Consider the following 23,604-nt stretch of genomic DNA (forward strand, 5'->3'; position numbering starts at 1 on the left):
CGTGTCCCGGCACCGGTTCAGGTACGGCCCCTGGCACGGGGGGCGCGACCCGCTCGCGCCGCCGTACGACGTCCGCGAGGCGCTCGACGAGGTCGGCCGCGAGGTGCTGGCCGGAGGGTCGCTCCGTGAGGCGCTGCGGGAGCTGATGCGTCGTGGTCTCGACGGCCGGCGCGGGCTCGACGACCTGTCCGAGCGGGTACGCCGGATGCGCGAGCGGGCCCGCCGCCAGGGCGACCTCGGCGGCACCCTGGACCAGGTCCGGGCGGTGCTCGACCAGGCGCTCGCCGCGGAGCGGGACACCCTGGCGGGGGAGGAGGGTGACGACGCCCGCATGGCGGAGATGGAGCTCGCCACCATCCCCGACGACGTGGCCGGCGCCGTCCGTGCCCTCGACGACTACGCCTGGCACTCGCCGGAGGCGCGGGCGGCCTACGAGTCGATCCAGCAGATGCTGCGCCGGGAGGTCCTCGACGCGCAGTTCGCGGGGCTCAAGCAGGCGCTGTCCTCCGACGACCCGGCCGCGATGGAGCGGGTCAAGGACATGCTCGCCGACCTGAACGCGCTGCTCGCCGCCCACGCCCGCGGCGAGGACACCACGGACCGGTTCGCGGAGTTCATGGATCGGCACGGCGACCTGTTCCCCGAGCATCCCGAGAACGTCGACGAGCTGATCGACGCGCTCGCCCGACGCCAGGCCGCGGCGGACCGGATGATGGCCTCGCTCTCGCCCGACCAGCGGGAACAGCTCGCCCAGCTGATGAGCGACGCGCTCGCCGACCCCGATCTCGCCTCGGAGATGACGCAGCTGTCCGACAACCTGCGCGCGCTGCGCCCCGGGCTGGGCCGTGACCCGGTCTCGATGCGGCCCGGCGGGGAGGCGCTGGGGTACAGCGCCGCCGTGGAGGCGGTGGCCGAGCTCGCCGACCTCGAGGCGCTGGAGCAGCAGCTGGGCCAGGGCCTGCCCGGGTCGACGCTGGACGACGTGGACGTGGAGGCACTCGAGCGGCACCTCGGCGGGGACGCCGCCGCGGACCTGCGGGCACTGCGCGAGCTGGAGCACGAGCTCGAGCGGCAGGGCTTCGTCACCCGGGACGACGACGGGCTGCGGCTGACCCCGCGGGCGGTGCGACGGCTGGGGGAGACCGCGCTGCGCCGGGTGTTCAGCCAGCTCGAGGCGTCCGGCACCGGAGACCACGACGACCGGCGCACCGGGGCGGCCGACGAGCCGACGGGGCTGACCCGGCCCTGGGTCTTCGGCGACGACCTGCCGATCGACGCGGTCCGCACCGTGTCCAACGCGCTGCGCCGGGGCGGGGGAGTGGGCTCGGGCCGGCTGCTGGTCGAGGACTTCGAGGTGGTCGAGACCGAGCGCCGTACGACGGCTGCGGTGGCGCTGTGCGTCGACCTGTCCTACTCGATGGTGCACGAGGGCCGCTGGGGGCCGATGAAGCAGACCGCCCTCGCGCTGTCCCACCTCGTCGAGACCCGGTTCCGGCAGGACGCGCTCCAGGTCATCGGCTTCGACCTCTCCGCGCGCCGCCTGTCACCGGTGCAGCTCGCCGGGGTCGAGCCGGAGTGGGTCCAGGGGACCAACCTCCAGCACGCGCTGATGATCGCCGCGCGGCACCTGCGCCGCCATCCCGACGCCGAGCCGGTGGTGCTGGTGGTGACCGACGGCGAGCCGACCGCGCACCTGCTCGAGGACGGCACCCCGTGGTTCAGCTGGCCGACGACGCACGCCACGCTGCGCGCCACGATCGGCCAGGTCGACGAGCTGACCCGGTACGGCGCCGCGCTCAACTTCTTCATGCTCGGCGAGGACCCCGGGCTGGCGCGCTTCGTCGACGCGGTGGCCCGCCGCGCGGGCGGGCGGGTGTTCACCCCGGACCTGTCCCGGCTGGGCGAGTACGTCGTCGCGGACTACCTGCGCGCGCGCCGCGGCCGCCGGTAGGGGTCCCGGCCCAGGAGTGCGAGCAGGCGGTCGCCCGCCGCGGCGGTCGCCGGCACTTCGACCACCGGGCCGAACCGGCCCGGCCTGTCGTGGGCGGTGACGAGCAGCGGGACGAGCCGCAGCAGGTCCTCGGCCAGCGCCTCCGGGACCGCCAGTCGGGCGCCGCATGCCTCGGCGACGTCCCAGCCGTGCGTCGCCACCTCGAGCGCCCCCGCGCTGGTCAGCACCCGGGCGGTCAGCGGCCTGCCGTCGACCGAGACGTCGCCGCCCGACGGGTCGTTCGCCCACCCGCCGAGGAGGCGGCAGGCCCGGTCCCTCAGCGCCGCGACGGGGTCGCCGGTCCCGGCCGGGCCCGAGCGGCGGTCCACCCGGCGTACGTCGACCGCCTCCTGCAGCGCCTCCAGCGAGTCGTTCATGTGGTCCAGCAGCGCGCGCAGGTCCCACTCCGTGCACGGGGTGGGCGCGGTGTAGTCGGCCTCGGTGGCCAGCCGCAGGCTGCCCAGCATGTAGCCGATCGCGCGCTCGAGCAGCTCGACCCCGCCCCACACGGCCGCCGCCGGCGCCGGCCCGGTCACGTGCGTCACCTGGCTCAGCCGTGCGCGTGGAGGCCGTGACCGCCGCCCCGCCGCGGGGCCCCGGCGCCGGGCTCGCCGCCCTCCGCGGGAAGGGTCTCCGGCAGGCCGAACGACGCGAACAGACCCGTGTCGAAGAAGCACCCGACGTGGGCCACGCCCGAGGAGGTCAGGGTCAGCACCTGGAGCTGGAACGCGCGGTGCACGCCGTCGAGGTCGCGCATGTACAGCGCGAAGGCCGGCTGCCCGTTGGCGTCGGCGCGGACCATCCGCATGTCCCCGGGCCTGCTCGCGGGGCACTGGCTGCCGATGAGCCGGCCGATCGTCTCGGCGCCGAGGTACCAACCGGTGAACGGCGGCATCTCCCACACGGCGTCCTCGGTGAACAGGTCGACGATGGCCTGCACGTCGTAGCTCTCGAAGGCGGCGACGTACCGGTCGAGGAGCTCGCGTTGGTCGGGGGTGGCCGGCTCGACCATCTCGTCCTGGACCAGGGTGGCCCGGTCGAGCTGGGCGTGGGCGCGCTGGAGGCTGCTGTTGACCGCGGTGGTGGTGGTGCCGAGCAGCTCGGCGACCTCCGCGGCGCGCCACTTCAGGACGTCGCGCAGGATCAGCACCGCCCGCTGCTTGGGCGGCAGGTGCTGGAGCGCGGCCACGAACGCGAGCCGGATGCTCTCCTTCGAGGTCACCACGGTGGCGGGGTCGGCGGCCTCGGCGGCGACGAGCGCGTCCGGCACCGGCTGCAGCCAGGGCACCTCGGGCTGCTGGACGAGGGTGGCGAGCGGGTCGGAGGCCTCGGCGCCGAGCCCGGTCGGCAGCGGACGCCGGCTGCGACCCTCGAGGGCGGTCAGGCAGGCGTTGGTCGCGATGCGGTAGAGCCAGGTCCGCATCGAGGACCGGCCCTCGAACCGGTCGTACGCCTTCCACGCCCGCAGGTAGGTCTCCTGCACCAGGTCCTCGGCGTCGTGCACCGAGCCGAGCATGCGGTAGCAGTGCGCGAGCAGCTCGGGGCGGTACCGGTCGTCGAGGACCGGCGGCTCCTCCGTGGCCTCTCGGTCCGTCATGGCCACGACCTTACGACTGTTCGAGGGCGGCCGGGTCCATGTAGAGGAACTCCCACTGGTGGCCGTCGAGGTCGGCGAAGCTGCGGGAGTACATGAAGCCCTCGGCCATCGGCTCCTGCGAGGGCCGGCCGCCCATCTCGAGCGCCCGGTCGCAGAGCCGGTCGACCTCCCCGCGGCTCTCCGCGGAGAGCGCCATGATCGCCTCGCTGTGCGTGTGGGAGTCGGCGAGCTCCTTGCCGCCGGTGAAGGTCTTGAAGAACGGCTTCACGAGCAGCATCACGAAGCTGTCCTCGCCGACGACCATGCAGGTGGCGTTCTCGTCGGTGAACCTCGGGTCGAAGCCGAAGCCGAGCGCGGTGAAGAAGTCGACCGACTTCGTCAGGTCCTCCACGGGGAGGCTCACGAACATCATGCGGCCCATCGGGTCCTCCTGGGGTGCTGGTGCTGGTGCTGTACCGGTCCACGGCGGTTCACAGGGGCAGACCGCCGAGCCGGCCGAAACTCATCGGCCGGTGGCGAGGGGCCCACCGGGTACGCCGACGGCGGCGGCGGGTGCACAGTGGAGGGCAGCGACGCACGAGAGGGGAGCGGCATGGGTGACCAGGAGGAGCTGCCGGCGAGCGCCGGCCTGCTCGTGGACGCGTTCGGTCGGGTCCGGGAGACGGTGCAAACGGCGGTCGACGGTCTCGACGAGGAGCAGCTCGCGCACCGGGTGGACCCCCGGGCGAACTCGATCGCCTGGCTGGTCTGGCACCTGACCCGCATCGAGGACGACCATGTGGCCGAGGTGGCGGGCTCCGCGCAGGTCTGGCACACCGACGGCTGGGTGGAGCGGTTCGCGCTGCCGTTCGACCGCGACGACACCGGTTTCGGGCACTCCGCGGAGGAGGTGGCCGGGGTGCGGGTGGGCGCCGACCTGCTGGCCGGCTACCACGACGCCGTGCACGCGCGCACCGTCGCCTACCTGCGCACGCTGGCGGACGGCGACCTCGCGGAGGTGGTGGACACCCGGTGGGACCCGCCGGTCACCCGGGGCACGCGCCTGGTCAGCGTCGTGAACGACACCACCCAGCACGCCGGCCAGGCCGCGTTCGTCCGCGGGCTGGTCGAGCGGCGAGCCGGGCGCTGAGCGGGCTGGTCCAGAGCGCCTTGCCAGTCGGGCGGGGCGGGAGAAGCGTGGGTGTCAGCGCGGCGCCACGGGGGTGCCGCCCCGAGGAGGTGAACGCCGTGCACGCACGGACCACGACTGTCAGTGCCGCACCGGCGGCGATCGACGCCGGTATCACCCACGTCCGCGAGGAAGTCCTCCCGCAGCTGATGCAGATCCCGGGTTGCGTGGGGCTCTCCATGCTCGTCGACCGAGAGTCGGGGCGGTGCATCGTGACCGCCGCCTGGGAGTCCGAGGACGCGATGCGCGTGTCCGCCCAGACCGTGATGCCGCTGCGCGACAGGGCGGTGGAGCTGTTGGGCGGGACCGCCTCCGTCCGCGAGTGGGAGGTCGCGGTCATGCACCGCACGCACCCGTCGACGGACCACTCCTGCGTACGCGTCACCTGGTTCCGGAGCGACCCCGCGAACTTCGACCCGGCGCTCGACTACTACAAGCTGTCCGTGCTGCCGAGGCTGGAGCAGTTCGAGGGCTTCTGCAGCGCCAGCCTGCTCGTCGACCGCACGACCGGTGACGCCGTCTCCTCGGTGACCTTCGAGAGCCTGCAGGGCGTGGAGCGCTCACGTGAGACCGCCGCCGGGGTCCGGGCCGCCGCCACGCAGGAGGCCGGCATCGAGATCACCGACGTCGCGGAGTTCGAGCTGGCCCTCGCGCACCTGCACGTGCCCGAGATGGTCTGACCGCCGGCGGGGCGGCCGGTCCGGCCGTCCGGGTCAGTGCTCGAGGTAGGTCGCGGCGACGTCCTGGTCGCCGTGACCTGCCTCGCGCGCCCGCACCACGTGGTCCCGTGCCGCCTCGACCACGCTCAGCTCGAGCCCGGCGGCCCGGGCGGCGGCCACGATCAGGTCCCCGTCCTTGGCGGCGCCGTCGAGCCCGAACGACGCGGTGAACTCGCCGGCCAGCATAGCGCCGCCCTTGAGCTGGACGTACGGCGCGTCCATCGCGCCGCCGGCCACCGCGTCGAGGAAGAGCTGCGGGTCGAGCCCGAGCGCGCGGGTCAGCGCCAGCGACTCGGCGATCCCCTCCACCACGGTCAGGACCCAGGCGTTCGCGGCGAGCTTGAGGCGCGACCCCGCGCCCGCGTCGCCCACCCAGGTGACCCGGGAGGAGATCGCGTCGAGCACGGGGGAGACGCGGTCCCGGGCGCCCTCGGGGCCGGAGGCGAGGACCACGAGCGCACCATCCTCGGCCGGCTTGCGCGTGCCCAGCACGGGCGCGTCGACCAGGACCAGGCCGAGCTCGTCGGCCAGGACGCCCAGGGCGTCGGACCCCGCGACGCCGACCGTGGTCTGCTGCAGCCACACGGTTCCCGGCGCCAGGCCCGGCCGGGCCTGCTCCATCGTCGCCGTGACGCTGTCGGCGTCGAAGAGCATGGTCAGCACGACGTCGGCACCGTCGACCGCCTCGGCCGGGGTCGCGGCGACCACCGCGCCGGCCTCGGCGAGGGGTTCGGCCTTGTCACGGCTGCGGTTCCACACCCGGAGCGGGAGACCGGCCGCGGCGATGTTGCGCGCCATCGGCGCGCCCATGGTTCCGGTGCCGAGCAGGGCGACGGTGGGCCGGTCGGTCATCGGGATCCCTTCGGTGGCGTACGGCGGACACCCTCCTGTCTACCCGGCCGGGCAACCGCTGCCCGTGCCTCCGCTGCCCGTGCCTCCGCGGGCCGGGCGGCGCCGATCCGCCGGGCCCCGTCTCCCTGGTGGATCGGAATAAAACGGACTCGTTGTCGGTTCAACAGGTGACGTCCCGTGTCCCCCTCGCCGAAGGAGCGTCCTCGTGAAGGTCGAGATCTGGTCCGACATCGCCTGCCCCTGGTGCTACGTCGGCAAGCGCCGGTTCGAGGCGGCGCTCGCGCAGTTCGCGCACCGTGACCAGGTCGAGGTGCGGTGGCGCAGCTTCGAGCTCGACCCCGGCGCCGTCTCCGCGGCGACCGCCGAGGAGTCGGCGTACGTCGACCGGCTGGCCCGCAAGTACGGGATGAGCCTCCCGCAGTCCCAGCAGATGCTGGACTCGATGACGGCCACCGCGTCCGTCGCCGGCCTCGACTTCCACTTCGAGCGGGCGGTCGCGGCCAACACCTTCGACGCGCACCAGGTGATCCACCTCGCCGCGGAGCACGGGCTCCAGGACGCGATGAAGGAGCGGCTGCTGCGCGCCCACTTCACCGAGGGTCTCTCGGTCGGCGACCGGGACACGCTGGTGCGCCTCGCCGCCGAGGTCGGCCTCGACGCGGACGAGACCACCCGGGCGCTCGAGAGCCAGGCACACGCCGCCGCGGTCCGGGCCGACGAGGAGGAGGCCGGCAGCCTTGGGATCAGCGGCGTTCCGTTCTTCGTCGTCGACCGCACCTACGGCGTCTCCGGCGCCCAGCCGGCCGAGCAGCTGCTGTCGGTCCTCGAACGGGCCTGGGCGGAGAGCCACCCGCTCACGATGGTGGGCGGCGCGGACGACACCGCCTGCGGCCCCGACGGCTGCGCCGTCTGAGCGACCCCGGCTGCTACCGGCGGGCGCAGTCGATGCAGGTCCGCGCCACCGGACGCGCCTCGAGCCGTCCCGGGGCGATGGCCTTCCCGCAGCGCTCGCAGGTGCCGTAGGTCCCGTCCGAGACGCGTCGCTCGGCGGTCTCGATCTCGGCGAGGTGCTCCCGCGCCTGCACGATCAGGGCGCCCACCTGGGAGCGCTCGAAGGCGATCGTCGAACCCTCCGGGTCGTGCTCGTCGTCGGCGTTGGAGTCCGCGGAGGCGTCGACGATCGCGGTGAAGTCGCCGGTGAGCGCGGCGAGCCGCTGCTCGGTCTCACGGCGTTCCGCGGCCAGGCGTCGTACGGCGTCGGGGTGGCTGTCCATGTCACCCACCCGAACACGGCCCGCGCCCCCGTGATTCCCCACCGGCCGGCGGGTTCCGCCCCCTCGACCGCTCGTGGACGCGACGCAGGGGCCCGGAGCTCACGCTCTCCGGGCCCCTGCGGGCTCGCGGGATCCCCTGCCTCAGGCCAGGACGCGGACCACGGTGTAGGCGCGGGCGGTGCGGATCGTGTCGCCCGCCGGGTTGGCCACCACGCGCAGGTCGCGGTCGCCGCCGGAGGAGAGGACGACACGGACCCGGTAGTAGCCGTCGTCGTTGGTCGAGACCACGGCGCCGCGCAGGTTGACCCAGCCGCCGTCGCGGTAGGCCTGCACGCGGACCGGCGAGCCGGCGACGGCGTCGCCCTCGGACGTCATCCGCCCGCGCAGCACGAACTGCTCGCCCGGGTCGACCTCGTGGTCGGAGGCGCGGAGGGTGACCCGGCTCGACGCCATGTCCGCGGCCTCGGCGGGGGCGCCGACGATGACGGTGGAGGCGGCCGCGACGGCCGCGACGAGGGCGCCGGAGCGGCGGGCGGTGAGCTTGGACATGAGTGGGATCCCCCTTGCTGGTGCGGAGCGGAGCGTCCGCTCTCACCGGTATAGACGCCCCCGCCGCGGAAAGGTTGCATCCGGGGCCGGGGTGACCTCGCGGGGCCGCGCTCAGGTGAGGTGGAGCGCCTCCGCCTCCTCCCACAGCTCCTCGCGCACCCGGGGGTGCGCCGCCCGGGTGATCAGGTTGCGCGCCTGGCTCCGCTGGTCGTGCCCGAACACCTCGGCCACCCCCTGCTCCGTGACCACCGCGGACATCTGGAACGACGTCACGGGCTCGTCGACGAGCGGCACGATCGTCGAGCAGTCCGCCCGCGGGTGCCACGACCGCAGCGCCACGATCGCCTGCCCCTCCGGCGCGTGCATCGCGCCGACCACGAAGTCGGTCTGCCCGCCGGTCCCGGAGTAGATCCGGCGCCCGATCCGGGACGCGTTGGCCTGCCCGAACAGGTCGACCTGGAGCGCGGTGTTCACGCTCACCATCCGGTGATGCAGCTTGATCAGCGCCGGGTCGTTGGTCTTCTCCGTGCGCAGCAGCCGCACCCGCTCGTTGCGGTGCACCCACGCGTAGAGCTCCGGCGACCCGAACACGAAGGACGCGGTGACCGGCTTCCCCTCGTCGAGGGCGCCGGCGCGGTCGAGGGCGAGCACGCCGTCGCTGAACATCTCGCTCCACACCGACAGGCCCCGGCGGCCGGTGAGCCCGAGGAGGGTGGCGTCGGGCACCGCGCCGATCCCGGTCTGCAGCACCGCGCCGTCGAGCACCCGGTCGGCGACCAGGGTCCCGATCGCCCGCGCCGCGTCGTCGATCTCCACGTGCCCCGGCGAGGCCAGGGGCGCGTCGACCTCGAGCACGTGGTCGAGCATGTCCAGTGGCAGGACGGCGTCGCCGTAGGTGTAGGGCATCCGCGGGTTCATCTGCGCCACGACCAGCCCGCCCCGGCGCCGTACCTCCTCCACCGCCGCGGGGAGCACGTTGACCTCGGTGCCCAGCGACACCGTCCCCTGGTGCGGCAGGGAGGTGTGCACCAGCACCACGTCGGGCGGCAGCCCGGTGCGGAACAGCCGGGGGAGCAGCGAGAGCCGCGACGGCACGTAGGACAGGTCGCGGCTGGTGCGCATCCCGGGCCCCACGAACGAGGTCTCGTGGACGACCCCGGGCCGGTCGGGGATCCCGGGCTGGGCGTTGAGCAGGTTCAGCCGGTAGCTCGCGCACGCCTTGTCCAGCAGGCCGAGGACGGCGTACGGCGTCGCGAAGTTGCCGGAGGCGACCACCCGGGGCGTGCCCGGGAGGGCCGCGAAGGCCGCGAGGAGGCCGGACTCGGTGTCGGGGAGCACGGGGCGACTCAGCCCCGGACCCGCACCGAGACCACGCCGCGCACCGCGCCGGCGATCACCTCGGCCACCCGCCGCTGGTGCGGGTCGACCGGTCCCTCGATCAGCACCCGGCCGCCGTCGACGTCGACCTGGCAGCTCAGCCCGGCGCTGCGCAGCAGCTCGTCGACCTCCGCCCGGATCAGGTCGTCGCTGCGCGCGAGCAGGTGCACGATGTCGCTGCGGCTCACCACACCGACGACGTGCTCGTGGTCGACCACCGGCAGGCTCTTCACCGCGGTCGAGGTCATCAGCTCCACCGCGTCACTGAGGTCGCTGTCCACCCCGACGGTCATCGAGAGCGTCGACATCACGTCGGCGATCCGGCGGGGTGGGGCGTCGGAGTCCTCGCGCGGCAGGATCTGGGTGCGCGGGTCGTGGTGCACGACGTCGTGCAGCAGGTCGGCCTCGCTGACGATCCCCACCAGCCGGCCCCGGTCGTCGACGACCGGCAGCGCGGTCACGTGGTGCTCGTCGAGCAGCCTCAGGCCGTCCTTCACCCAGGCCTCCGCGCTGACGGTGATCGCCGGTGAGGTCATCACGTCCTTGACGAGCATCCCTGGCCACCTCCTTCTTCGTGCCCTCATCGTCGTCTCGGTCGGAGCGCCGGAGACAGGGTCCAACGGCCCATCCGGGGCGAGACCAACGGCGGCTTTCGGTCCCTGTGTCCGGACTCGGGACGAAAGTCCCCGGGGCCGGGTGACCGCAGGCACTCGCCCCCGGAGCCGGGCCGGGGGACGCTGGGGGTAGGAGCGAGAGGAAGGAACAGCCATGGGCACCGACCTGAGGCTTCCGGTCGTCGTCGGCGTCGACGGGACGGACCAGAGCACGCGCGCGCTGCGCTACGCCGTGCGGGAGGCGCAGCGCCACGACTGCGGTATCCACATCGTGCACGCGGTCCACGAGACGGCACCCGTGGCACCGATGCTCCCGCTCGTGAGCATGGAGACCTTCGACGAGGTCGGCCGCCGCATCGTCACCGACGCGGCGAGGTACGTGCACGGCATCGACCCGAACGTGCCGGTGGAGACCTCGGTCCTGCACGGCACCCGGACCCGCGTCGTCGCCGACGTCGGCGAGAACGCCCGCATGATCGTGCTCGGCCACCGCGACCGGGCCCTGCTCGGACGGGTGCTCACCAGCTCGACCACGACCGGCGTCGGCGCTCGCGCGCACTGCCCCGTGGTGAGCGTGCCCTCCACCTGGGTCGACGGCCAGGTGCACGGCCGGGTCGTCGTCGGGGTGGACGGGTCGGCGGCCTCGAAGGACGCGCTCGGGCTCGCCTTCTCGGCCGCCGCGGAGCGTGGGGCGTCGCTGACCGTGCTGCACGCCTGGAAGCTGCCCTCGGCGTACGACGACATCATCGCCTCGCGCGTGATGGTCGACGAGTGGCGGCGTACCGGCCAGGCCGAGATGGAGCAGACCGTGGCTCCCTGGCGCGAGATCTACCCCGAGGTGGACGTGGAGATCGACCTGCGGCACCAGTACCCGGCCCCCGCCCTGGTGGGCGCGACCGAGGGTGCCGACCTGGTCGTGGTCGGCCGCAGGGGACACGGCGCACCGCTCGGCCTGTACCTGGGCTCGGTCGCCCGGACCCTGATCCGCGAGGCCCGCTGCCCCGTGGAGATCGCGCCCCAGCACGTGCGCGAGGAGACGCCTCCCGCCGCACGGGTCAGCGACTCCGAGGTGTCACCGCAGGCCTGAGACCCGGGTCTCACGTCCGGAGCCACCCCCTGAGCTCCGGACTGGAGACCCGTTCCCACAGCGCGAGGTACTCCTGCTCGCGGTCCCGCTGCAGCGCCAGCTCCCGTTCCACGAGCTCGGGGTGGCCGAGGTCCTCGACGAGGTGCTGCGCGACGACGCTGTCCTGGTGCTCGCCGAGCACGTCCTGCAGCTCCTGCATCGCCTCGGCGAACCGTCTCGCCGGGTCGCCGTACACCCCCTCGACGCTCTCCGCGGCGTAGCGTGCCCGCTTCGCCGCCTTGCGCACCTCGTGCAGGTGCACCACACGCTCGGCGTGCGACCGGGCAGCCTCCGCCGCCTCGGCCCGGCGGCGTACCCGCTTCCAGGCGCCGCGGACGAACCTCGGCAGCACCGACCCGGCACGGCGGGCCGCCGCCTTCTTCCAGGGCGGACGGGTGACGTAGGCGTCGAGACGCTCCCGCAGCGCGGCGTACCGCTGCGACCCGAGCGCCCGGGTCACCTCGGCCATCGCGTCGCGGTGCACGCCGACGAGGTGCTCCGCCACCCGGTCGAGCACGTGACCGGCCGGTACTGCGAGCCCAGCAGCGGCCGGGCCGGGGGCGGGGGCCGTGGAGGGGCTCGACGCCTGGGCCGGCAGCCCCGCCCGCACCGCCAGCACGCGCGCGTGCAGCACCTCGGAGTCCCGGGCCGCGCCGAGCACCCCGGCCAGCCAGGTCAGCTCGTGCTTCAGCGTGCGGGTCGGCTTCTTCCGGAGCAGGGGCCGGTACGTCGTCAGCGCGGACCGCAGCCTGCGGGTGGCGACCCGCATCTTGTGCACCGCGTCCGGCTCGTCGCGGCAGACCTGCGGGGCGCGCGCGGCGAGCTCGGCGGCCTGCTCGCGCAGGTAGCCGCCCACCACCTGCGCGGCGGGCGCGCCGGCCGGCGTCGAGGCGTCCACCCTGTTGTCATAGCGCACCGCGGGCCTGCGGGACAATCGTGGCCATGCGCCCTGCCTCGACCGCCGCCTCCGCCGCCCGTGCCGTCCGGGCCCGCAACGCGGTCGCGATCGTGTTCGGCCTCAACGGGTTCGCGTTCGCGAGCTGGGTGTCCCGGATCCCCGAGGCACGCACCGCCCTCGGGCTGACCCCGGGGCAGCTCGGCACCCTGCTCCTCGCGCTGTCGGTCGGGTCGGTGATCGCGCTGCCCTCGGCCGGGACCTGGGTGCACCGGTTCGGCGCCACCCGGGTGGTCGCCGCGGCGGCCGCGCTCGACGCCGTGGGGCTGGCCCTGACGGGGGTCGGGGCGGGCCCGCTCGAGCAGCTCTGGGTCACCGCGCTCGGCCTGTTCCTGCTCGGTTTCGGGTCCGGCACCTGGGACGTCGCGATGAACGTGGAGGGCGCGGCGGTGGAGCGGGAGATCGGGCGCACGATCATGCCCCGGTTCCACGCGGCGTTCAGCCTCGGCACGGTCGCCGGCGCGGCGGTGGGGGCGGCCGCCGCGGGCCTGGGTGTCGCGGTCTCCGCGCACCTGGCGTTCGCCTCCGTGCTGGTGGTGGGCGTGCCGCTCGCCGTCGTCCGCGGGTTCCTGCCCGCCGGGGCGGAGGAGGATGCGACCGAGGAACGGCGCAGCCCGTGGCGGGCGTGGACCGAGCCGCGGACCCTGGCGATCGGGCTCATGGTGCTGTCGATGGCGCTCACCGAGGGCGTCGCCAACGACTGGCTCGCTGTGGCGCTGGTCGACGGGTACGCCGTCCCCGCGTGGCTCGGCGCGAGCGGGTTCGCGCTGTTCGTCGCCGCGATGACGTCGGGGCGGATGGTGGGCACGCTGCTGTTGGACCGGTTCGGCCGGCTCCCGGTGCTGTGGGGGTGCATGGCGGTGGCCGGTGTCGGCGTGCTGCTCGTGGTGTTCGGCCAGGTGCTCGTCGTGGTCGCCGCCGGGATCGTGCTCTGGGGGCTCGGCGCCTCGCTCGGCTTCCCGGTCGGGATGAGCGCGGCCGCCGACGAGGAGACGCACGCCGCCGCGCGGGTCAGCGTGGTCTCCACGATCGGGTACACCGCCTTCCTCGCCGGCCCGCCGGTGCTCGGCTTCCTCGGCGACCAGGTGGGTGTGCTCAGGGCGCTGCTGCTCGTCGCGCTGCTGCTCGTGCCCTCGGCGCTCGTCGTGCCCGCCGCACGGCCCCCTGCCCCTCGCTGACCCGTCGCGCCCTGGTGGGCTCCTCGCGCCGACACGTGGAGGGCGGCGTCTGCGTCCGGTCCGGCTTCGAGGACGCCAAGTTCATCGACGGGCGTCGATTGATCCAAGACTGTATCGATCGCGATCGATGAAAGCGCGGTATCCTTTCGTCATGACGTCTTCACCAGTCACCGACGTCTCGCCGCGGGGCCGTCGCGAGGTGCCGCTGCTCGAAGCCGACTCGCAGCGATCCGCACCGAGCCTGAACAAGGGTGACGCCGAGACTTACGCGGAGTGGTTCTCGCTGCTCGCGGACCCCACCCGGGTGCGGTTGCTGCACACTCTCTCGACCTCACCGGCGGGCGCCATGCGGATCGGCGACCTCGCCGAGTCCCTGGCGATCAGCCAGTCCACCTGCTCTCACCACGTGGAGATGCTGAAGAAGGTCGGGTTCGTGGTGGTCGACAAGGTCGGCACCTCGAGCATGGTCTCGGTCAACCCGGCCTGCTGCACCGGCCTCCCACACGCCGCCGACGTCGTCATGGGCACCCTGTCCTCGCCGCCGTGCTGCCCCGAGGACCTCCCCGCCGACGTCACCACGCGTCCGGTGACCGAGGAGGACATGCCCACGGTGCTGGCCATCTACGAGGAGGGCCTGGCCACCCGCAACGCCACCTTCGAGACCAAGCTGCCCACCGCCAAGCAGCTGCAGACCAAATGGGTGCCGGGGATGGCGTGGGTCGCCGAGCTTCACGGCCAGGTGGTCGGCTGGACCGCCGTGGTGCCGGTCTCGGACCGTGAGTGCTACGCCGGCGTGGGGGAGACCTCGATCTACGTCACCGAGTCCGCGCGCGGACGCGGGGTCGGCAAGGCGCTGCTGTTCACCCAGGTCACCGAGGTCGATCGGGCCGGCATGTGGACCCTGCAGACATCGATCTTCCCGGAGAACCGCGCCAGCCTGGCCCTGCACCGCTCCGCCGGCTACCGCATCCTGGCGGTGCGGACCCGCATTGCCCAGCTCGACGGCGTCTGGCGCGACACCGTCCTGCTCGAGCGCCGTAGCGAGATCACATGAGCATCCAGGCGCCGACCACTACTTCGGCCTGCGAGCCCGGGCCGGCCGTCATCGGCGGCGGGCAAGCGGGGCTGACGACCGGCTACTACCTCTCCTGGACGGGAGGACCGTGACGGCCATGGGAGGACAGGTGTGCACGCGTCGGCCGGCGAAGCCGTGCCGGGTGCCCGCCTACGACTGCTGCGAGGAAGACGCGGCGAACTAGCGCCACCGGCGCCGCCCTGCGGCGCCGACGCTGAGTCCTGCCCACCTCGTCTTCCATCGGAGCATCACCATGCACCACCACACCTCACCTGGTCGCGCGCCCATGGCGCGGAGCGCGGTCGCGGCCCTGGTCGCCGCCGCCGCATGCTGGGGTACCGGCACCGTCGTCTCCAAGCAGGTCGTCGGCGACCTCGCGCCCCTCACCCTTCTCCCCGTGCAGCTGGTCGCCAGCTGCGCCTTCCTGCTCGTCATCGCCCTTGCCCGCCGTGAGCCGTTCGCCTGGACGCCGCCCGTGCGCCGGCTCGCCGCCCTCGGCGTCCTCAACCCGGGCATCGCCTACGCGCTGGGCCTGATCGGGCTGACGACGATCACCGCCAGCATGTCGGTCCTGATGTGGGCCCTCGAACCGGTCGTCATCATGCTGCTCGCCGCGCTCATGCTCCGCGAACACATCCCACCTGCGCTCGCGGCGGCGGTCGCCGTGGCCATCGCCGGGGTGCTGCTGGTCGTGTACCAGCCCGGCGCCACCGGCGACTCGGTCGGCATCACGCTCACCCTGGTCTCCATCGGGTTCTGTGCCCTGTACTCGGTCCTGACGCGACGCCTGCTGCTCGACGACTCCTCGTTGAACGTGGTGCTCGCCCAGCAGGCGGCCGCGCTGGTGTTCGCGGTCGCGCTGGCCACAGCCGTCGAGGTGGCTGGCGGCCCCGGCTGGGACCTCGGCGGCCACGGTGCCGGGGACTGGCTGAGCGCGGCAGCGTCCGGAATCTTGTACTACGGCGCCGGGTTCTGGTTCTTCGTCACCGGCCTGCGCCGGGTGCCTGCCTCGGTGGCCGGGTCGTTCCTGCCGCTGATCCCGGTGTTCGGCCTCGCGGCCGGCTATGTGGCCGGGGAGCGGCTCGAGCCGCGACAGTGGGCCGGCGCGGTCGTCATCGTGGCCGCAACCGCCGCGATCGCGGTCCGTCAGCGCACCGCCGCCGCAGTCGAACCCGTCGCGCACGCCTGACATGGCCGCATGTTCACCCGGCTCCAACGGTCAGCCGCGCCGACAACGGCTCTGGCGCTGTGTCCCGGCAGCACGGTCGGTCTGGGGCCACAGTCTCGATGCGCTGTCGCAGCTCCAGCGCTCGCTGACTCGGCCCCAGTCCGAGCTCGTGGTGCATGACGCGGTCGAGCCAGTCGAGCTGCCGCAACGCTGCTGGCCGGTCTCCACGCTCGAGGTACCGCTGGGCCAGCGCGAGGTGTGCGGGCTCGTTGGTCGAGTCGGCGGCGAGGACCTGGTGCCAGTCCTGGGCCTGGTGCAGCAGCTCGGTGTGCAGGCGACTCAGGTGCAGCCGGGGCTGTTCGGCCCACGGTTCGTAGAGGTCCTCGGGCAGCAGCTCGCCTTCGTACAACGCGAGCGCCGCCTTGGCCGCCGCAACGCCCCCGTCGGCGATCGCGGACACGGCGGACTGCTGGAACCGCGCTCCGTCGATGTCCACGTCGTCATCGGGGTACAACCGCACGGTTTCGGCGTTGAGGACGACGGCGTCCCGGTGACCCAGGGCCTTGCGGGCGTAGTGCGCTGCCTTGTGGAGGCGGGGGGCCGCGTGGTCGATGCCGAGCTCTGGCCACAGCGCGTCGATGACCTGCTCACGGTGCAGGCTCCGGCCGGGCGCGAGGGCGAGCAGCTTGACCAGGGCCGCACTGTGCCTCCGCGACCAGTGGCGCGGGGGGAGGGTGCGGCCGTCGACCCGGACCTGGAAGCCGCCGAGCAGCCGCACCTCGACCCGCGCGGAAGCGGCGACCCTGGGCCCCGGGCTCGAGGCGGAGCCGGCAGCGTGGCGGACCCCCTCGACGACGGATCCGTAGGCGGCCATCTCACACCTCCTGGGCGCTGCCGGCACAGCAGGGGATGGCGTCAGCCGGGCCTGTGGCGCAGCACGTCCCGGTCGATGCCTGCTCGGTCGTCGGGTCGTCGTCGAGCACGGTGTAGAACTCCCAGGCGCCGAGCGGGACGTCGGGGGCCTCGACCCACGCCTTGTCCTGGACGGCGTGGCAACAGGCGTCCACCTCGGCGGTGGTGTGCGCGAGGCCGGCGTCGGTGAACCGGCGGGTGGCGGCGAGTACGTCGGCGGTCGAGGCGACCTCCACGCCGAGGTGGTTGAGCGGGGACACTGCGCCGGCGTTCTCGAAGAGCACCAGCTTCAGCGGAGGGTCGGCCACGACGAAGTTCGCGTAGCCCGGTCGCTGCTTGGCGGGCTGAACCCCGAACATGTCGGCGTAGAACTTGGTGGCCGCCTCGATGTCGGCGACGTTGAGCGCGAGCTGGATGCGGCTGGTGGTCATCGGGAACTCCTCACGGTCCTGCTTCCGCCGGTTGCGGAGGCCACCCCTGTAGACGAAGCCACCCGACGAGGGACGCACGCCCCCGTGTCTGGCCCGCGATGCGTCCATCTCCCGGCTGCTTCGTCTTCTACGATGGACAGGCGCGGAGGATGGCGATGACGAACGCATCGGGCGAGAGCACCACCGAGCGCCGCAACCAGGAGTGGGGCGAGACCCTGGACCGGTTGCGGGGCTTCATCGCCGCACGGGTCGGGGACCCGGAGCTCGCCGCTGACATCACCCAGGACATCGTGGTGCGCGGCATCTCCTCGGGGGCGCTGGACCGGGTGGACAACGTCATGGCCTGGCTCTACCGAGCGGCCCGCAACGCGGTCATCGACCACTACCGGACCCGACGCCGCCACGACGGCGACATCGACCTGGACCGCTGGCCCGCACCGGACACCTCCGGGAACCTGCCCAACGATGCCACCCGTGAGCTCGCTCGGTGTCTACAGCCGATGCTGGGTCGGCTTCACCCGACCGCTCGCGATGCCCTGACCCGCGTGGACCTGGACGGGCAGACGCACCGGGAGGCAGCGGAGCAGCTCGGCATCTCCGTGTCCGGGATGAAGTCACGTGTGCAGCGCGCTCGACGTGAGCTCAAGGAACAGTTGACGGCCTGTTGCCAGATCCAGACCGACTCGAGCGGCGCACTGGCCGACTACGCACCGAACGCCGGCTCCTGCGGTTGTGCCGACGACTCGGCGGAGAGCGCCGCCGTCCGGGGCGAGCGCGCTGGCATGTGAACGCCGCGTCCTGGCGCCGCCGTACGGGGGTGGTGGTCAGCCGCTGCGGCGGGCGAGGAACGCCTGGGTGCTGGCCATCGTGGCCAGCTCGGGGTAGTCGTCCTCCTCGATCCGCACCCCGCTCTGCTGGGTGAGCAGCTCGACGAAGCTCAGGAAGTCCAGCGAGTCGAGGTCGAAGGTCTGCCGCAGGTCGGCGTCGGGGGAGACCCCGTCGACGTCCGCGTCGGGCACGATCCGCAGGATCGCGGTGCCGACCATCGTGCGCGCCTGCGCCGGCGTGGTGGTCATAGCTCCTCCGGGTGTTGCAGCAGTCGGTCGATCGTGGCCAGGAAGCGCGCGCCGGTGGACCCGTCGGTGGCGCGGTGGTCCCCGGAGAGGGTGAGGCGTACGACGGGGCGCACCCCGAGCATCCCGTCGACGGCCCAGGGACGCTCCACGACCCGGCCCACCCCGACCAGCGCCACCTGCGGCGGGTAGATCACGCCGATCACCTCCTCGACCCCCTGGTCGCCGAGGTCGGTCACGGTCAGCGTCGGCTCGGCCATCTCGGCGCGGCGCAGCCGGCCCGCCCGGGCCCGGGCCACGAGGTCGCGCAGCCGCTGCATGGTCGTGGGCAGGTCGAGGTCGGCGGCGCCGTGGATCGCCGGGGCGACGAGCGGCCCGCCACGGACCGACACCGCGACCCCGAGGTGGACGTCCTCGCCGGGCACGAAGCGGCCGTCGACCCAGAAGCCGTTGAGCTCGGGCACCGCGCGCGCGGCGAGCGCGGTCGCCCGCAGGAGCGCAGCGGCCGGGACGAGCCGCTCGGCGACCGGGCGCTCCCGGTTGGTCCTGCGCAGCCAGTCCGTCAGCGGACCCAGGTCGACCGTGGTCGCGACGTAGTAGTGCGGGATCTCGCGCTTCGCCCGGCCCATCAGCGCCGCGATCGCGTCGCGTGACCCGGCCGCGCGTGCCGGGGCCGGCGGTGTCGGTGCGGCGGGCGCGGGTTCGGCCGGCGCTACCTCCGGCGCTTCGCGCCGCGCTGCCGGTACGGCGGCCGCCTGCACGTCGTCGGCGCGGACCGCGCCCCCGGGTCCGGTGCCGACCACCTGGTCCACGTCCACGCCGAGCTCCTCGGCCAGGCGGCGGGCGTAGGGCGAGACCCGTCGGGCGGCCGCCGGCGGCCGGTGTCGCGCGGCGGCGGCGCGGTCCACGTCGGCGCGGGTGACCCGGCCACCCGCGCCGGTGCCGTCCACCGACGTCAGGTCCACGCCGAGCTCGGCCGCGTGGTGCCGCACCGGAGGGGAGGCGGGATGGGCCCGGGGACGGGCCGGAGGTCGTGCGGCGCGCCGCCGCGGGGTGGTCACGGGCTCGGTCGCGGGCTGGACCGCCGGCGCGGGACCGGCTGCCGCGGCGACCGGGGCCGGAGCCTCTGCCTCGGCTGCGGGAGCCGCGGGTACCTCCGCGGGAGCCACCGGCGCGGGAGCCACCGGCGCGGGAGCCTCCGCGGGACCGAGCCGGGCCATCGGCGTGCCCACCGCGACCCGGGCCCCGGGCTCGACCAGCAGCGTCTGCACGACGCCGTCGTCGAAGGACTCCACCTCGATCGCGGACTTGTCGGTGTCCACCACCGCCATCGGGTCCCCGCGGTGCACGACGTCACCCTCGTGGACGAGCCACTCCACCAGCGTCCCGGCGTCCATGTCGGCGCCGAGCGACGGCATCGTGAAGTCGGCGGCCACTCACCCCACCACCCTCCGGGCGGCGGCGACGACCTGGTCGACCTGCGGCAGCGCGGCCTGCTCGAGGTGCTGGGCGTAGGGGATCGGCACCTCCGCCGAGCACACCCGCTCCACCGGGCCGTCGAGGTCGTAGAAGCACTGCTCGGTGATCCGCGCGCTGACCTCCGCGGAGAGGCCACCGCTGCGCCAGCCCTCGTCGACGACCACCGCGCGGTGCGTCTTGCGGACCGAGGCGGCGATCGTCGCGTCGTCGAGCGGGCGCAGGCTGCGCAGGTCGAGCACCTCGGCCGCCACCCCGGACCCGGCGAGCACGTCGGCCGCGGCGAGCGCCTTGTGCAGCGTCCCGCCGTAGCTGACCAGGGTCACGTCCCGGCCCTCCCGCCGTACGGCGGCCCGGGTGATGTCCACGTGCCCGGCGTCCCGGGGGAGCGTCCCGGTCATCGTGTAGAGGGTGCCGTGCTCGAACAGCAGCACCGGGTCGGGGTCCTCGAGCGCGGTCCACAGCATGCCGCGCGCGTCCTCGACGGTCGCCGGCGCGATCACCTTGATCCCGGGGATGTGCGCGTACCAGCCCTCCAGGCTGTGCGAGTGCTGCGCCGCGAGCTGCCGGCCGGCGCCAGTGGTCATCCGGATCACCAGCGGCACGTGCAGCTGGCCGCCGGACATGTGCGAGAGGGTCGCGGCGTTGTTGAGGATCTGGTCGAGCGCGAGCAGGCTGAAGTTCACGGTCATGATCTCGACGACCGGCCGCAGCCCGGCGAGCGCGGCGCCGATGCCCGCGCCGACGAAGCCGGACTCCGAGAGCGGGGTGTCTCGCACCCGCTCGGGACCGAACTCCTCGAGCAGCCCGAGGCTGACGGCGAAGCAGCCGCCGTACATCCCGACGTCCTCGCCCATCAGGAAGACCCGGTCGTCCTCGCGCAGCGCCTCCCGGAGCGCCTCGCGCAGCGCCTCCCGGTACGTCGTCTCGACGGTCCCGGTGGCAGCCGGCACCGGGGTGGCCCCCGTGCTGAGCGTGGTCATCTCACGCCTCCGTCTCCGTGTACACGAACCGCTCGAGGTCCTCGGCCGGCTCCAGCGGCGCCGCCTCGGCCGCCGCCACCGCCCGGTCCACCTCGGCGGTGACCTCCGCGGCCATCGCGTCGCGGGCCTCGGCGCTGAGCCCGCCCTCGGCGGTCAGTTGGTGGGTCAGCAGGTCGATCGGGTCGCGCTCGCGCCAGCGGGCCACCTCGGCCTTGTCCCGGTAGCGCTCCGGGTCGTACATCGAGTGCGCCCGGAACCGGTAGGTACGAAGCTCGAGGAAGCACGGGCCGCCGCCGGCGCGGATCCGGTCCACGGCGCGGTCCGCGGCCTCCTCGACCGCGACCACGTCCATCCCGTCGACCGGCCAGGCGGCGATGCCGTACGACGCCGCACGCAGTGCCAGGTCGGTCTCGGCCTGCGCCCGGGCGATCGCGGTGCCCATCGCGTACAGGTTGTTCTCGCACGCGAACAGCACCGGCAGCCGCCACAGCGCGGCCAGGTTCACACACTCGTGGAACTCGCCCTCGGCGAACGCGCCGTCGCCGAAGAAGCAGACCGTCACGGTGGGCCGCATGCGCATCTTGTCGGCGAGCGCGAGCCCGATCGCCAACGGCAGCCCGCCGGCCACGATCGCGTTGCCGCCGTAGAACCGGCGGCCCACGTCGAACAGGTGCATCGACCCGCCCCGGCCGCGGCTGCAGCCGGTGGCCTTGCCGTACATCTCGGCCATCACCGAGTCCATGGACATCCCGCGGGCGATCGCGTGCCCGTGCTCGCGGTACGTCGACACGACGGCGTCGCCCTCGTCGAGCACGGCGTTCACGCCGACCGCGACCGCCTCCTCGCCGATCGCGACGTGCAGGAAGCCCCGGATCTTCGCGGCGCTGTAGAGCTCCACGCAGCGCTCCTCGAAGAGCCGGATCCGCACCATCTCGCGCAGCAGGTCGAGCCGGTGCCGGACGTCGGCGGCCGGCTCGCGGTCCAGGGTCTGGGTCATCACACACGCTCCAGGGTGGAGAGGTCCCCCTCGGGAAGCCCGAGCTCGCGGGCCTTGAGCAGCCGGCGCATCACCTTGCCGCTGCGGGTGTGGGGGAGGTTCTGGTCGAAGGCGATCTCGCGTGGGGCGACCGAGCCGAGCCGGCGCCGGCCGAACGCGACGAGCTCGAGCCGCAGGTCCTCGGTCGGCTCGAAGCCGCGGCGCAGGGTGACGAACGCCTTGACCACCTCGCCGGCGACCGGGTCGGGCTTGCCGATCACGCCGGCCTCGGCGACCGCGGGGTGCTCCATCAGCGCGCTCTCGACCTCGAACGGGCCGATCAGGTGGCCGGCGGACTTGATCACGTCGTCGGCGCGGCCCACGAACCAGTAGTAGCCGTCCTCGTCGCGCCGGGCGAGGTCGCCCGTGAGGTACCAGCCGCCGGCGAAGCACCGCCGGTAGCGCGCCTCGTCGTCGAGGTAGCCGCGGAACATCGACGGCCAGCCGGGGCGCAGCGCGAGCTCGCCGGTGCCGCCGGGGTCGGTCACCTCGCGCACCGCGCCGTCCACCACGAGCGCGCGCCCGTCGTCCCCGCGCTCGAGCACCGTGGCCACGACCCCGGGCACGGGCACCCCCATCGACCCGGGGCGGACCGGGGAACCGGGCTCGTTGCTGATCATGATCGCGCCGGTCTCGGTCTGCCACCAGTTGTCGAGCACCGGCCGGTCGAAGGTCTCCTGGCCCCAGACCACGGCCTCGGGGTTCAGCGGCTCGCCGACGCTGGCGACGTGCCGCAGCGCGGACAGGTCGTACTCCCGCGCGAGCTCACCGCCGGTGCGCATCAGCATCCGCAGCGCGGTGGGCGCGGTGTACCAGACGGTGACCCGGTGCCCCTGGAGGATCCGGTACCAGCGGCGGGCGTTGAACTCGCCGGCGTCGCAGACCACGGTCACCCCGTGGGTGAGCGGGGCGACGATGCCGTACGACGTCCCGGTGACCCAGCCCGGGTCCGCGGTGCACCAGAACACGTCGCCGCCACGCAGCCCGAGCGCGTGCGCGCCGGTGGCGTGGTGGGCGACGACGGCCTCGTGCACGTGCACCGCGCCCTTGGGCTTGCCGGTGGTACCGCTGGTGAAGTGCAGCAGCGCCGGCGTCTCGGGGTCGGTGGCGGGGATCTCGTAGCTGTCGTCGGCGTCGTCGAGCAGCGCGGCCCAGGACAGCGTGCCCGGGACGGCGGTCCCCGCCGCGGCGCCGTCCGGCCCGGCCGGCGGTACGGCGTCCACGAGCAGGACGTGCCGGAGGTCGGGCAGCCCGTCGCGGACCGGGGCGACCCGGCGGCGATACAGGTCGTAGGTGGTGACCAGCACGCGCCCGTGGCCGAGGCGCAGGCGTTCGCGGACCGGCTCCGGGCCGAACGCCGCGAACAGCGGGCAGTACAGGCTGGTGTGCTTGAGGGTGCCCAGCGCCGTCACGTAGGTCTCCAGGCCGCGGCCGAGCAGCGAGAAGACCGCCTCGCCCGGCGCGACCCCGAGCCGGTCGAGGACCCGGGCGAACCGGTTGGTCAGCGAGGCCAGGTCGGCGTAGGTCACCTCGGAGACGCTCTCGTCGGGGGCCACGCAACGCAGCGCGACCACGCCGCCGTCCCCGTGCAGCACGTGCCGGTCGACGGCCTCGTGCGCGATGTTGAGCCCGCGGTCCCCGGGCAGGCCGTCGAGCAGGCGGCGTGCCGCCCGCCAGACCTCGGCGCTCGCCCGCGCGGCGTCGTCCCCCGACTCCGCCGGCGCACCGGTCCGGGCGTCCACCCCGACCGTGGGGCCGCTCATCCGCGGTCCCGCCGTTCGCGTTCCTGCTCCTCCTTGGCGGCCTTCCGTGCGTGCCGGGCCTCCGCCGACAGGTACTGGTTGAGGCCGGCCGCGATCCGCTCCCGGGTGGACCTGCTGGTCGGGCCCGCTGCCTCGTTCTTGGCCTCGCGCTGGGCGTCGAACCGCTCTCGCTCGTTCATGGCTGGCTCCTCGTGCTGTCCCCGCACTCACCTTCACCGTGCGCCCGGCGGGGGGCACGTCCTAGGGGCGAACGGCCCGAATCCGCGGCACCTCCGGCCCGCCCGGGGA

The 23,604-nt window shown here is 73.9% G+C and carries 26 protein-coding genes; 9 read left to right on the forward strand and 17 right to left on the reverse strand.

Annotated elements, in window-relative coordinates:
• The first annotated feature begins 1 nt into the window (after nt 1).
• Entirely contained in the window at nt 2–1,951 is a 1,950-nt protein-coding gene (locus K1X13_RS12025) for a vWA domain-containing protein (protein WP_221025283.1), read from the forward strand.
• Here the strand turns inward: K1X13_RS12025 and K1X13_RS12030 are convergent.
• The 3 genes from K1X13_RS12030 to K1X13_RS12040 are packed head-to-tail and all read right to left on the reverse strand — an operon-like array spanning nt 1,921 to nt 4,008.
• A complete protein-coding gene (locus K1X13_RS12030) occupies nt 1,921–2,526 on the reverse strand; it encodes a TIGR03086 family metal-binding protein (RefSeq protein WP_221025284.1) in 606 nt (201 codons plus the stop codon). The two genes, K1X13_RS12025 and K1X13_RS12030, sit on opposite strands and share 31 nt — an antisense overlap.
• A 14-nt stretch (nt 2,527–2,540) precedes the next feature.
• A complete protein-coding gene (locus K1X13_RS12035) occupies nt 2,541–3,587 on the reverse strand; it encodes a sigma-70 family RNA polymerase sigma factor (RefSeq protein WP_221025285.1) in 1,047 nt (348 codons plus the stop codon).
• Nucleotides 3,588–3,597: 10 nt separating this feature from the next.
• Nucleotides 3,598–4,008, reverse strand: coding sequence for a VOC family protein (locus K1X13_RS12040; RefSeq protein ID WP_221025286.1), 411 nt, complete (start codon nt 4,006–4,008; stop codon nt 3,598–3,600).
• Nucleotides 4,009–4,179: 171 nt separating this feature from the next.
• On the opposite strand from K1X13_RS12040, the gene K1X13_RS12045 reads away from it, so the two are divergent.
• Together K1X13_RS12045 and K1X13_RS12050 are read left to right on the forward strand one after the other, a co-directional pair.
• Nucleotides 4,180–4,716: a mycothiol transferase gene (locus K1X13_RS12045; RefSeq protein WP_221025287.1), complete on the forward strand. Its 537-nt coding sequence runs from the start codon at nt 4,180–4,182 to the stop codon at nt 4,714–4,716.
• 98 nt (nt 4,717–4,814) lie between these two features.
• Entirely contained in the window at nt 4,815–5,435 is a 621-nt protein-coding gene (locus tag K1X13_RS12050) for a hypothetical protein (protein WP_221025288.1), read from the forward strand.
• A gap of 33 nt (nt 5,436–5,468) precedes the next feature.
• Here the strand turns inward: K1X13_RS12050 and K1X13_RS12055 are convergent, their stop codons facing one another.
• Nucleotides 5,469–6,326, reverse strand: a complete 858-nt coding sequence (locus K1X13_RS12055; RefSeq protein ID WP_221025289.1) for an NAD(P)-dependent oxidoreductase — start codon at nt 6,324–6,326, stop codon at nt 5,469–5,471.
• Nucleotides 6,327–6,531: 205 nt separating this feature from the next.
• Between K1X13_RS12055 and K1X13_RS12060 the strand changes: the two genes are divergently transcribed.
• Nucleotides 6,532–7,239 carry a DsbA family oxidoreductase gene (locus K1X13_RS12060; RefSeq protein ID WP_221025290.1) on the forward strand — a complete coding sequence of 236 codons (708 nt, stop codon included), beginning with the start codon at nt 6,532–6,534 and terminating at the stop codon, nt 7,237–7,239.
• Between the two features lie 13 nt (nt 7,240–7,252).
• Here the strand turns inward: K1X13_RS12060 and K1X13_RS12065 are convergent, their stop codons facing one another.
• The 4 genes from K1X13_RS12065 to K1X13_RS12080 all read right to left on the reverse strand — a co-directional run bounded on the left by K1X13_RS12065 (nt 7,253) and on the right by K1X13_RS12080 (nt 10,080).
• Nucleotides 7,253–7,600 carry a TraR/DksA family transcriptional regulator gene (locus K1X13_RS12065; protein WP_221025291.1) on the reverse strand — a complete coding sequence of 116 codons (348 nt, stop codon included), beginning with the start codon at nt 7,598–7,600 and terminating at the stop codon, nt 7,253–7,255.
• A 141-nt stretch (nt 7,601–7,741) separates the two neighbouring features.
• The gene (locus K1X13_RS12070) at nt 7,742–8,149 is read right to left on the reverse strand and encodes a peptidase associated/transthyretin-like domain-containing protein (protein ID WP_221025292.1); all 408 of its coding nucleotides are present in this window, start codon (nt 8,147–8,149) and stop codon (nt 7,742–7,744) included.
• A 111-nt stretch (nt 8,150–8,260) separates the two neighbouring features.
• Nucleotides 8,261–9,487 carry an acetyl-CoA hydrolase/transferase family protein gene (locus K1X13_RS12075; RefSeq protein WP_308249530.1) on the reverse strand — a complete coding sequence of 409 codons (1,227 nt, stop codon included), beginning with the start codon at nt 9,485–9,487 and terminating at the stop codon, nt 8,261–8,263.
• An 8-nt stretch (nt 9,488–9,495) separates the two neighbouring features.
• Complete coding sequence (locus K1X13_RS12080) at nt 9,496–10,080, reverse strand: CBS domain-containing protein (RefSeq protein ID WP_221025293.1); 585 nt, start codon at nt 10,078–10,080, stop codon at nt 9,496–9,498.
• A 214-nt stretch (nt 10,081–10,294) separates the two neighbouring features.
• Between K1X13_RS12080 and K1X13_RS12085 the strand changes: the two genes are divergently transcribed.
• Entirely contained in the window at nt 10,295–11,227 is a 933-nt protein-coding gene (locus tag K1X13_RS12085) for a universal stress protein (RefSeq protein WP_221025294.1), read from the forward strand.
• 10 nt (nt 11,228–11,237) lie between these two features.
• Here K1X13_RS12085 and K1X13_RS12090 read toward each other — a convergent pair whose 3' ends face one another.
• Nucleotides 11,238–12,164 carry a CHAD domain-containing protein gene (locus K1X13_RS12090; protein ID WP_221025295.1) on the reverse strand — a complete coding sequence of 309 codons (927 nt, stop codon included), beginning with the start codon at nt 12,162–12,164 and terminating at the stop codon, nt 11,238–11,240.
• Nucleotides 12,165–12,208: 44 nt separating this feature from the next.
• On the opposite strand from K1X13_RS12090, the gene K1X13_RS12095 reads away from it, so the two are divergent.
• The 3 genes from K1X13_RS12095 to K1X13_RS12105 all read left to right on the forward strand — a co-directional run bounded on the left by K1X13_RS12095 (nt 12,209) and on the right by K1X13_RS12105 (nt 15,663).
• Nucleotides 12,209–13,399 carry an MFS transporter gene (locus K1X13_RS12095; RefSeq protein WP_225914966.1) on the forward strand — a complete coding sequence of 397 codons (1,191 nt, stop codon included), beginning with the start codon at nt 12,209–12,211 and terminating at the stop codon, nt 13,397–13,399.
• 151 nt (nt 13,400–13,550) lie between these two features.
• The gene (locus K1X13_RS12100) at nt 13,551–14,453 is read left to right on the forward strand and encodes a helix-turn-helix domain-containing GNAT family N-acetyltransferase (protein WP_221025296.1); all 903 of its coding nucleotides are present in this window, start codon (nt 13,551–13,553) and stop codon (nt 14,451–14,453) included.
• Between the two features lie 274 nt (nt 14,454–14,727).
• The gene (locus K1X13_RS12105; RefSeq protein WP_221025297.1) at nt 14,728–15,663 is read left to right on the forward strand and encodes a DMT family transporter; all 936 of its coding nucleotides are present in this window, start codon (nt 14,728–14,730) and stop codon (nt 15,661–15,663) included.
• A 13-nt stretch (nt 15,664–15,676) separates the two neighbouring features.
• Here K1X13_RS12105 and K1X13_RS12110 read toward each other — a convergent pair whose 3' ends face one another.
• Both K1X13_RS12110 and K1X13_RS12115 read right to left on the reverse strand, forming a co-directional pair.
• Complete coding sequence (locus tag K1X13_RS12110; RefSeq protein ID WP_221025298.1) at nt 15,677–16,516, reverse strand: AfsR/SARP family transcriptional regulator; 840 nt, start codon at nt 16,514–16,516, stop codon at nt 15,677–15,679.
• A gap of 1 nt (nt 16,517) precedes the next feature.
• Nucleotides 16,518–16,985 carry an ArsI/CadI family heavy metal resistance metalloenzyme gene (locus K1X13_RS12115; protein WP_221025299.1) on the reverse strand — a complete coding sequence of 156 codons (468 nt, stop codon included), beginning with the start codon at nt 16,983–16,985 and terminating at the stop codon, nt 16,518–16,520.
• Between the two features lie 155 nt (nt 16,986–17,140).
• Here K1X13_RS12115 and K1X13_RS12120 point away from each other — a divergent pair, with 155 nt between their 5' ends.
• Nucleotides 17,141–17,773, forward strand: a complete 633-nt coding sequence (locus tag K1X13_RS12120; RefSeq protein WP_221025300.1) for a sigma-70 family RNA polymerase sigma factor — start codon at nt 17,141–17,143, stop codon at nt 17,771–17,773.
• A gap of 36 nt (nt 17,774–17,809) precedes the next feature.
• On the opposite strand, the gene K1X13_RS12125 is transcribed toward K1X13_RS12120, so the two are convergent.
• The 6 genes from K1X13_RS12125 to K1X13_RS12150 are packed head-to-tail and all read right to left on the reverse strand — an operon-like array spanning nt 17,810 to nt 23,495.
• Nucleotides 17,810–18,061, reverse strand: a complete 252-nt coding sequence (locus tag K1X13_RS12125; RefSeq protein ID WP_221025301.1) for an acyl carrier protein — start codon at nt 18,059–18,061, stop codon at nt 17,810–17,812.
• Complete coding sequence (locus K1X13_RS12130) at nt 18,058–19,494, reverse strand: dihydrolipoamide acetyltransferase family protein (protein WP_221025302.1); 1,437 nt, start codon at nt 19,492–19,494, stop codon at nt 18,058–18,060. The genes K1X13_RS12125 and K1X13_RS12130 overlap by 4 nt, the downstream gene beginning before the upstream one ends.
• The gene (locus K1X13_RS12135) at nt 19,495–20,517 is read right to left on the reverse strand and encodes an alpha-ketoacid dehydrogenase subunit beta (RefSeq protein ID WP_221025303.1); all 1,023 of its coding nucleotides are present in this window, start codon (nt 20,515–20,517) and stop codon (nt 19,495–19,497) included.
• A gap of 1 nt (nt 20,518) precedes the next feature.
• Nucleotides 20,519–21,514: a pyruvate dehydrogenase (acetyl-transferring) E1 component subunit alpha gene (pdhA, locus tag K1X13_RS12140; RefSeq protein ID WP_221025304.1), complete on the reverse strand. Its 996-nt coding sequence runs from the start codon at nt 21,512–21,514 to the stop codon at nt 20,519–20,521.
• Entirely contained in the window at nt 21,514–23,316 is a 1,803-nt protein-coding gene (gene acsA / locus K1X13_RS12145; RefSeq protein ID WP_221025305.1) for an acetate--CoA ligase, read from the reverse strand. Before acsA ends, pdhA begins: the two co-directional genes overlap by 1 nt.
• The gene (locus K1X13_RS12150) at nt 23,313–23,495 is read right to left on the reverse strand and encodes a hypothetical protein (protein WP_221025306.1); all 183 of its coding nucleotides are present in this window, start codon (nt 23,493–23,495) and stop codon (nt 23,313–23,315) included. The genes acsA and K1X13_RS12150 overlap by 4 nt, the downstream gene beginning before the upstream one ends.
• Nucleotides 23,496–23,604 lie beyond the last annotated feature (109 nt).

The sequence above is a fragment of the Nocardioides jiangsuensis genome, from assembly GCF_019679455.1.
Taxonomy (GTDB): Bacteria; Actinomycetota; Actinomycetes; order Propionibacteriales; family Nocardioidaceae; genus Nocardioides_C; species Nocardioides_C jiangsuensis.

Coding starts and splice junctions, on each gene's coding strand:
- K1X13_RS12125 (WP_221025301.1), bottom strand. CDS start 18,061: ATGACCACCACGCCGGCGCAGGCGCGCACGATGGTCGGCACCGCGATC.
- K1X13_RS12120 (WP_221025300.1), top strand. CDS start 17,141: ATGACGAACGCATCGGGCGAGAGCACCACCGAGCGCCGCAACCAGGAG.
- K1X13_RS12045 (WP_221025287.1), top strand. CDS start 4,180: ATGGGTGACCAGGAGGAGCTGCCGGCGAGCGCCGGCCTGCTCGTGGAC.
- K1X13_RS12040 (WP_221025286.1), bottom strand. CDS start 4,008: ATGGGCCGCATGATGTTCGTGAGCCTCCCCGTGGAGGACCTGACGAAG.
- pdhA (WP_221025304.1), bottom strand. CDS start 21,514: ATGACCCAGACCCTGGACCGCGAGCCGGCCGCCGACGTCCGGCACCGG.
- K1X13_RS12055 (WP_221025289.1), bottom strand. CDS start 6,326: ATGACCGACCGGCCCACCGTCGCCCTGCTCGGCACCGGAACCATGGGC.
- K1X13_RS12110 (WP_221025298.1), bottom strand. CDS start 16,516: ATGGCCGCCTACGGATCCGTCGTCGAGGGGGTCCGCCACGCTGCCGGC.
- K1X13_RS12150 (WP_221025306.1), bottom strand. CDS start 23,495: ATGAACGAGCGAGAGCGGTTCGACGCCCAGCGCGAGGCCAAGAACGAG.
- K1X13_RS12035 (WP_221025285.1), bottom strand. CDS start 3,587: ATGACGGACCGAGAGGCCACGGAGGAGCCGCCGGTCCTCGACGACCGG.
- K1X13_RS12095 (WP_225914966.1), top strand. CDS start 12,209: ATGCGCCCTGCCTCGACCGCCGCCTCCGCCGCCCGTGCCGTCCGGGCC.
- K1X13_RS12100 (WP_221025296.1), top strand. CDS start 13,551: ATGACGTCTTCACCAGTCACCGACGTCTCGCCGCGGGGCCGTCGCGAG.
- K1X13_RS12080 (WP_221025293.1), bottom strand. CDS start 10,080: ATGCTCGTCAAGGACGTGATGACCTCACCGGCGATCACCGTCAGCGCG.
- acsA (WP_221025305.1), bottom strand. CDS start 23,316: ATGAGCGGCCCCACGGTCGGGGTGGACGCCCGGACCGGTGCGCCGGCG.
- K1X13_RS12105 (WP_221025297.1), top strand. CDS start 14,728: ATGCACCACCACACCTCACCTGGTCGCGCGCCCATGGCGCGGAGCGCG.
- K1X13_RS12070 (WP_221025292.1), bottom strand. CDS start 8,149: ATGTCCAAGCTCACCGCCCGCCGCTCCGGCGCCCTCGTCGCGGCCGTC.
- K1X13_RS12135 (WP_221025303.1), bottom strand. CDS start 20,517: ATGACCACGCTCAGCACGGGGGCCACCCCGGTGCCGGCTGCCACCGGG.
- K1X13_RS12085 (WP_221025294.1), top strand. CDS start 10,295: ATGGGCACCGACCTGAGGCTTCCGGTCGTCGTCGGCGTCGACGGGACG.
- K1X13_RS12065 (WP_221025291.1), bottom strand. CDS start 7,600: ATGGACAGCCACCCCGACGCCGTACGACGCCTGGCCGCGGAACGCCGT.
- K1X13_RS12115 (WP_221025299.1), bottom strand. CDS start 16,985: ATGACCACCAGCCGCATCCAGCTCGCGCTCAACGTCGCCGACATCGAG.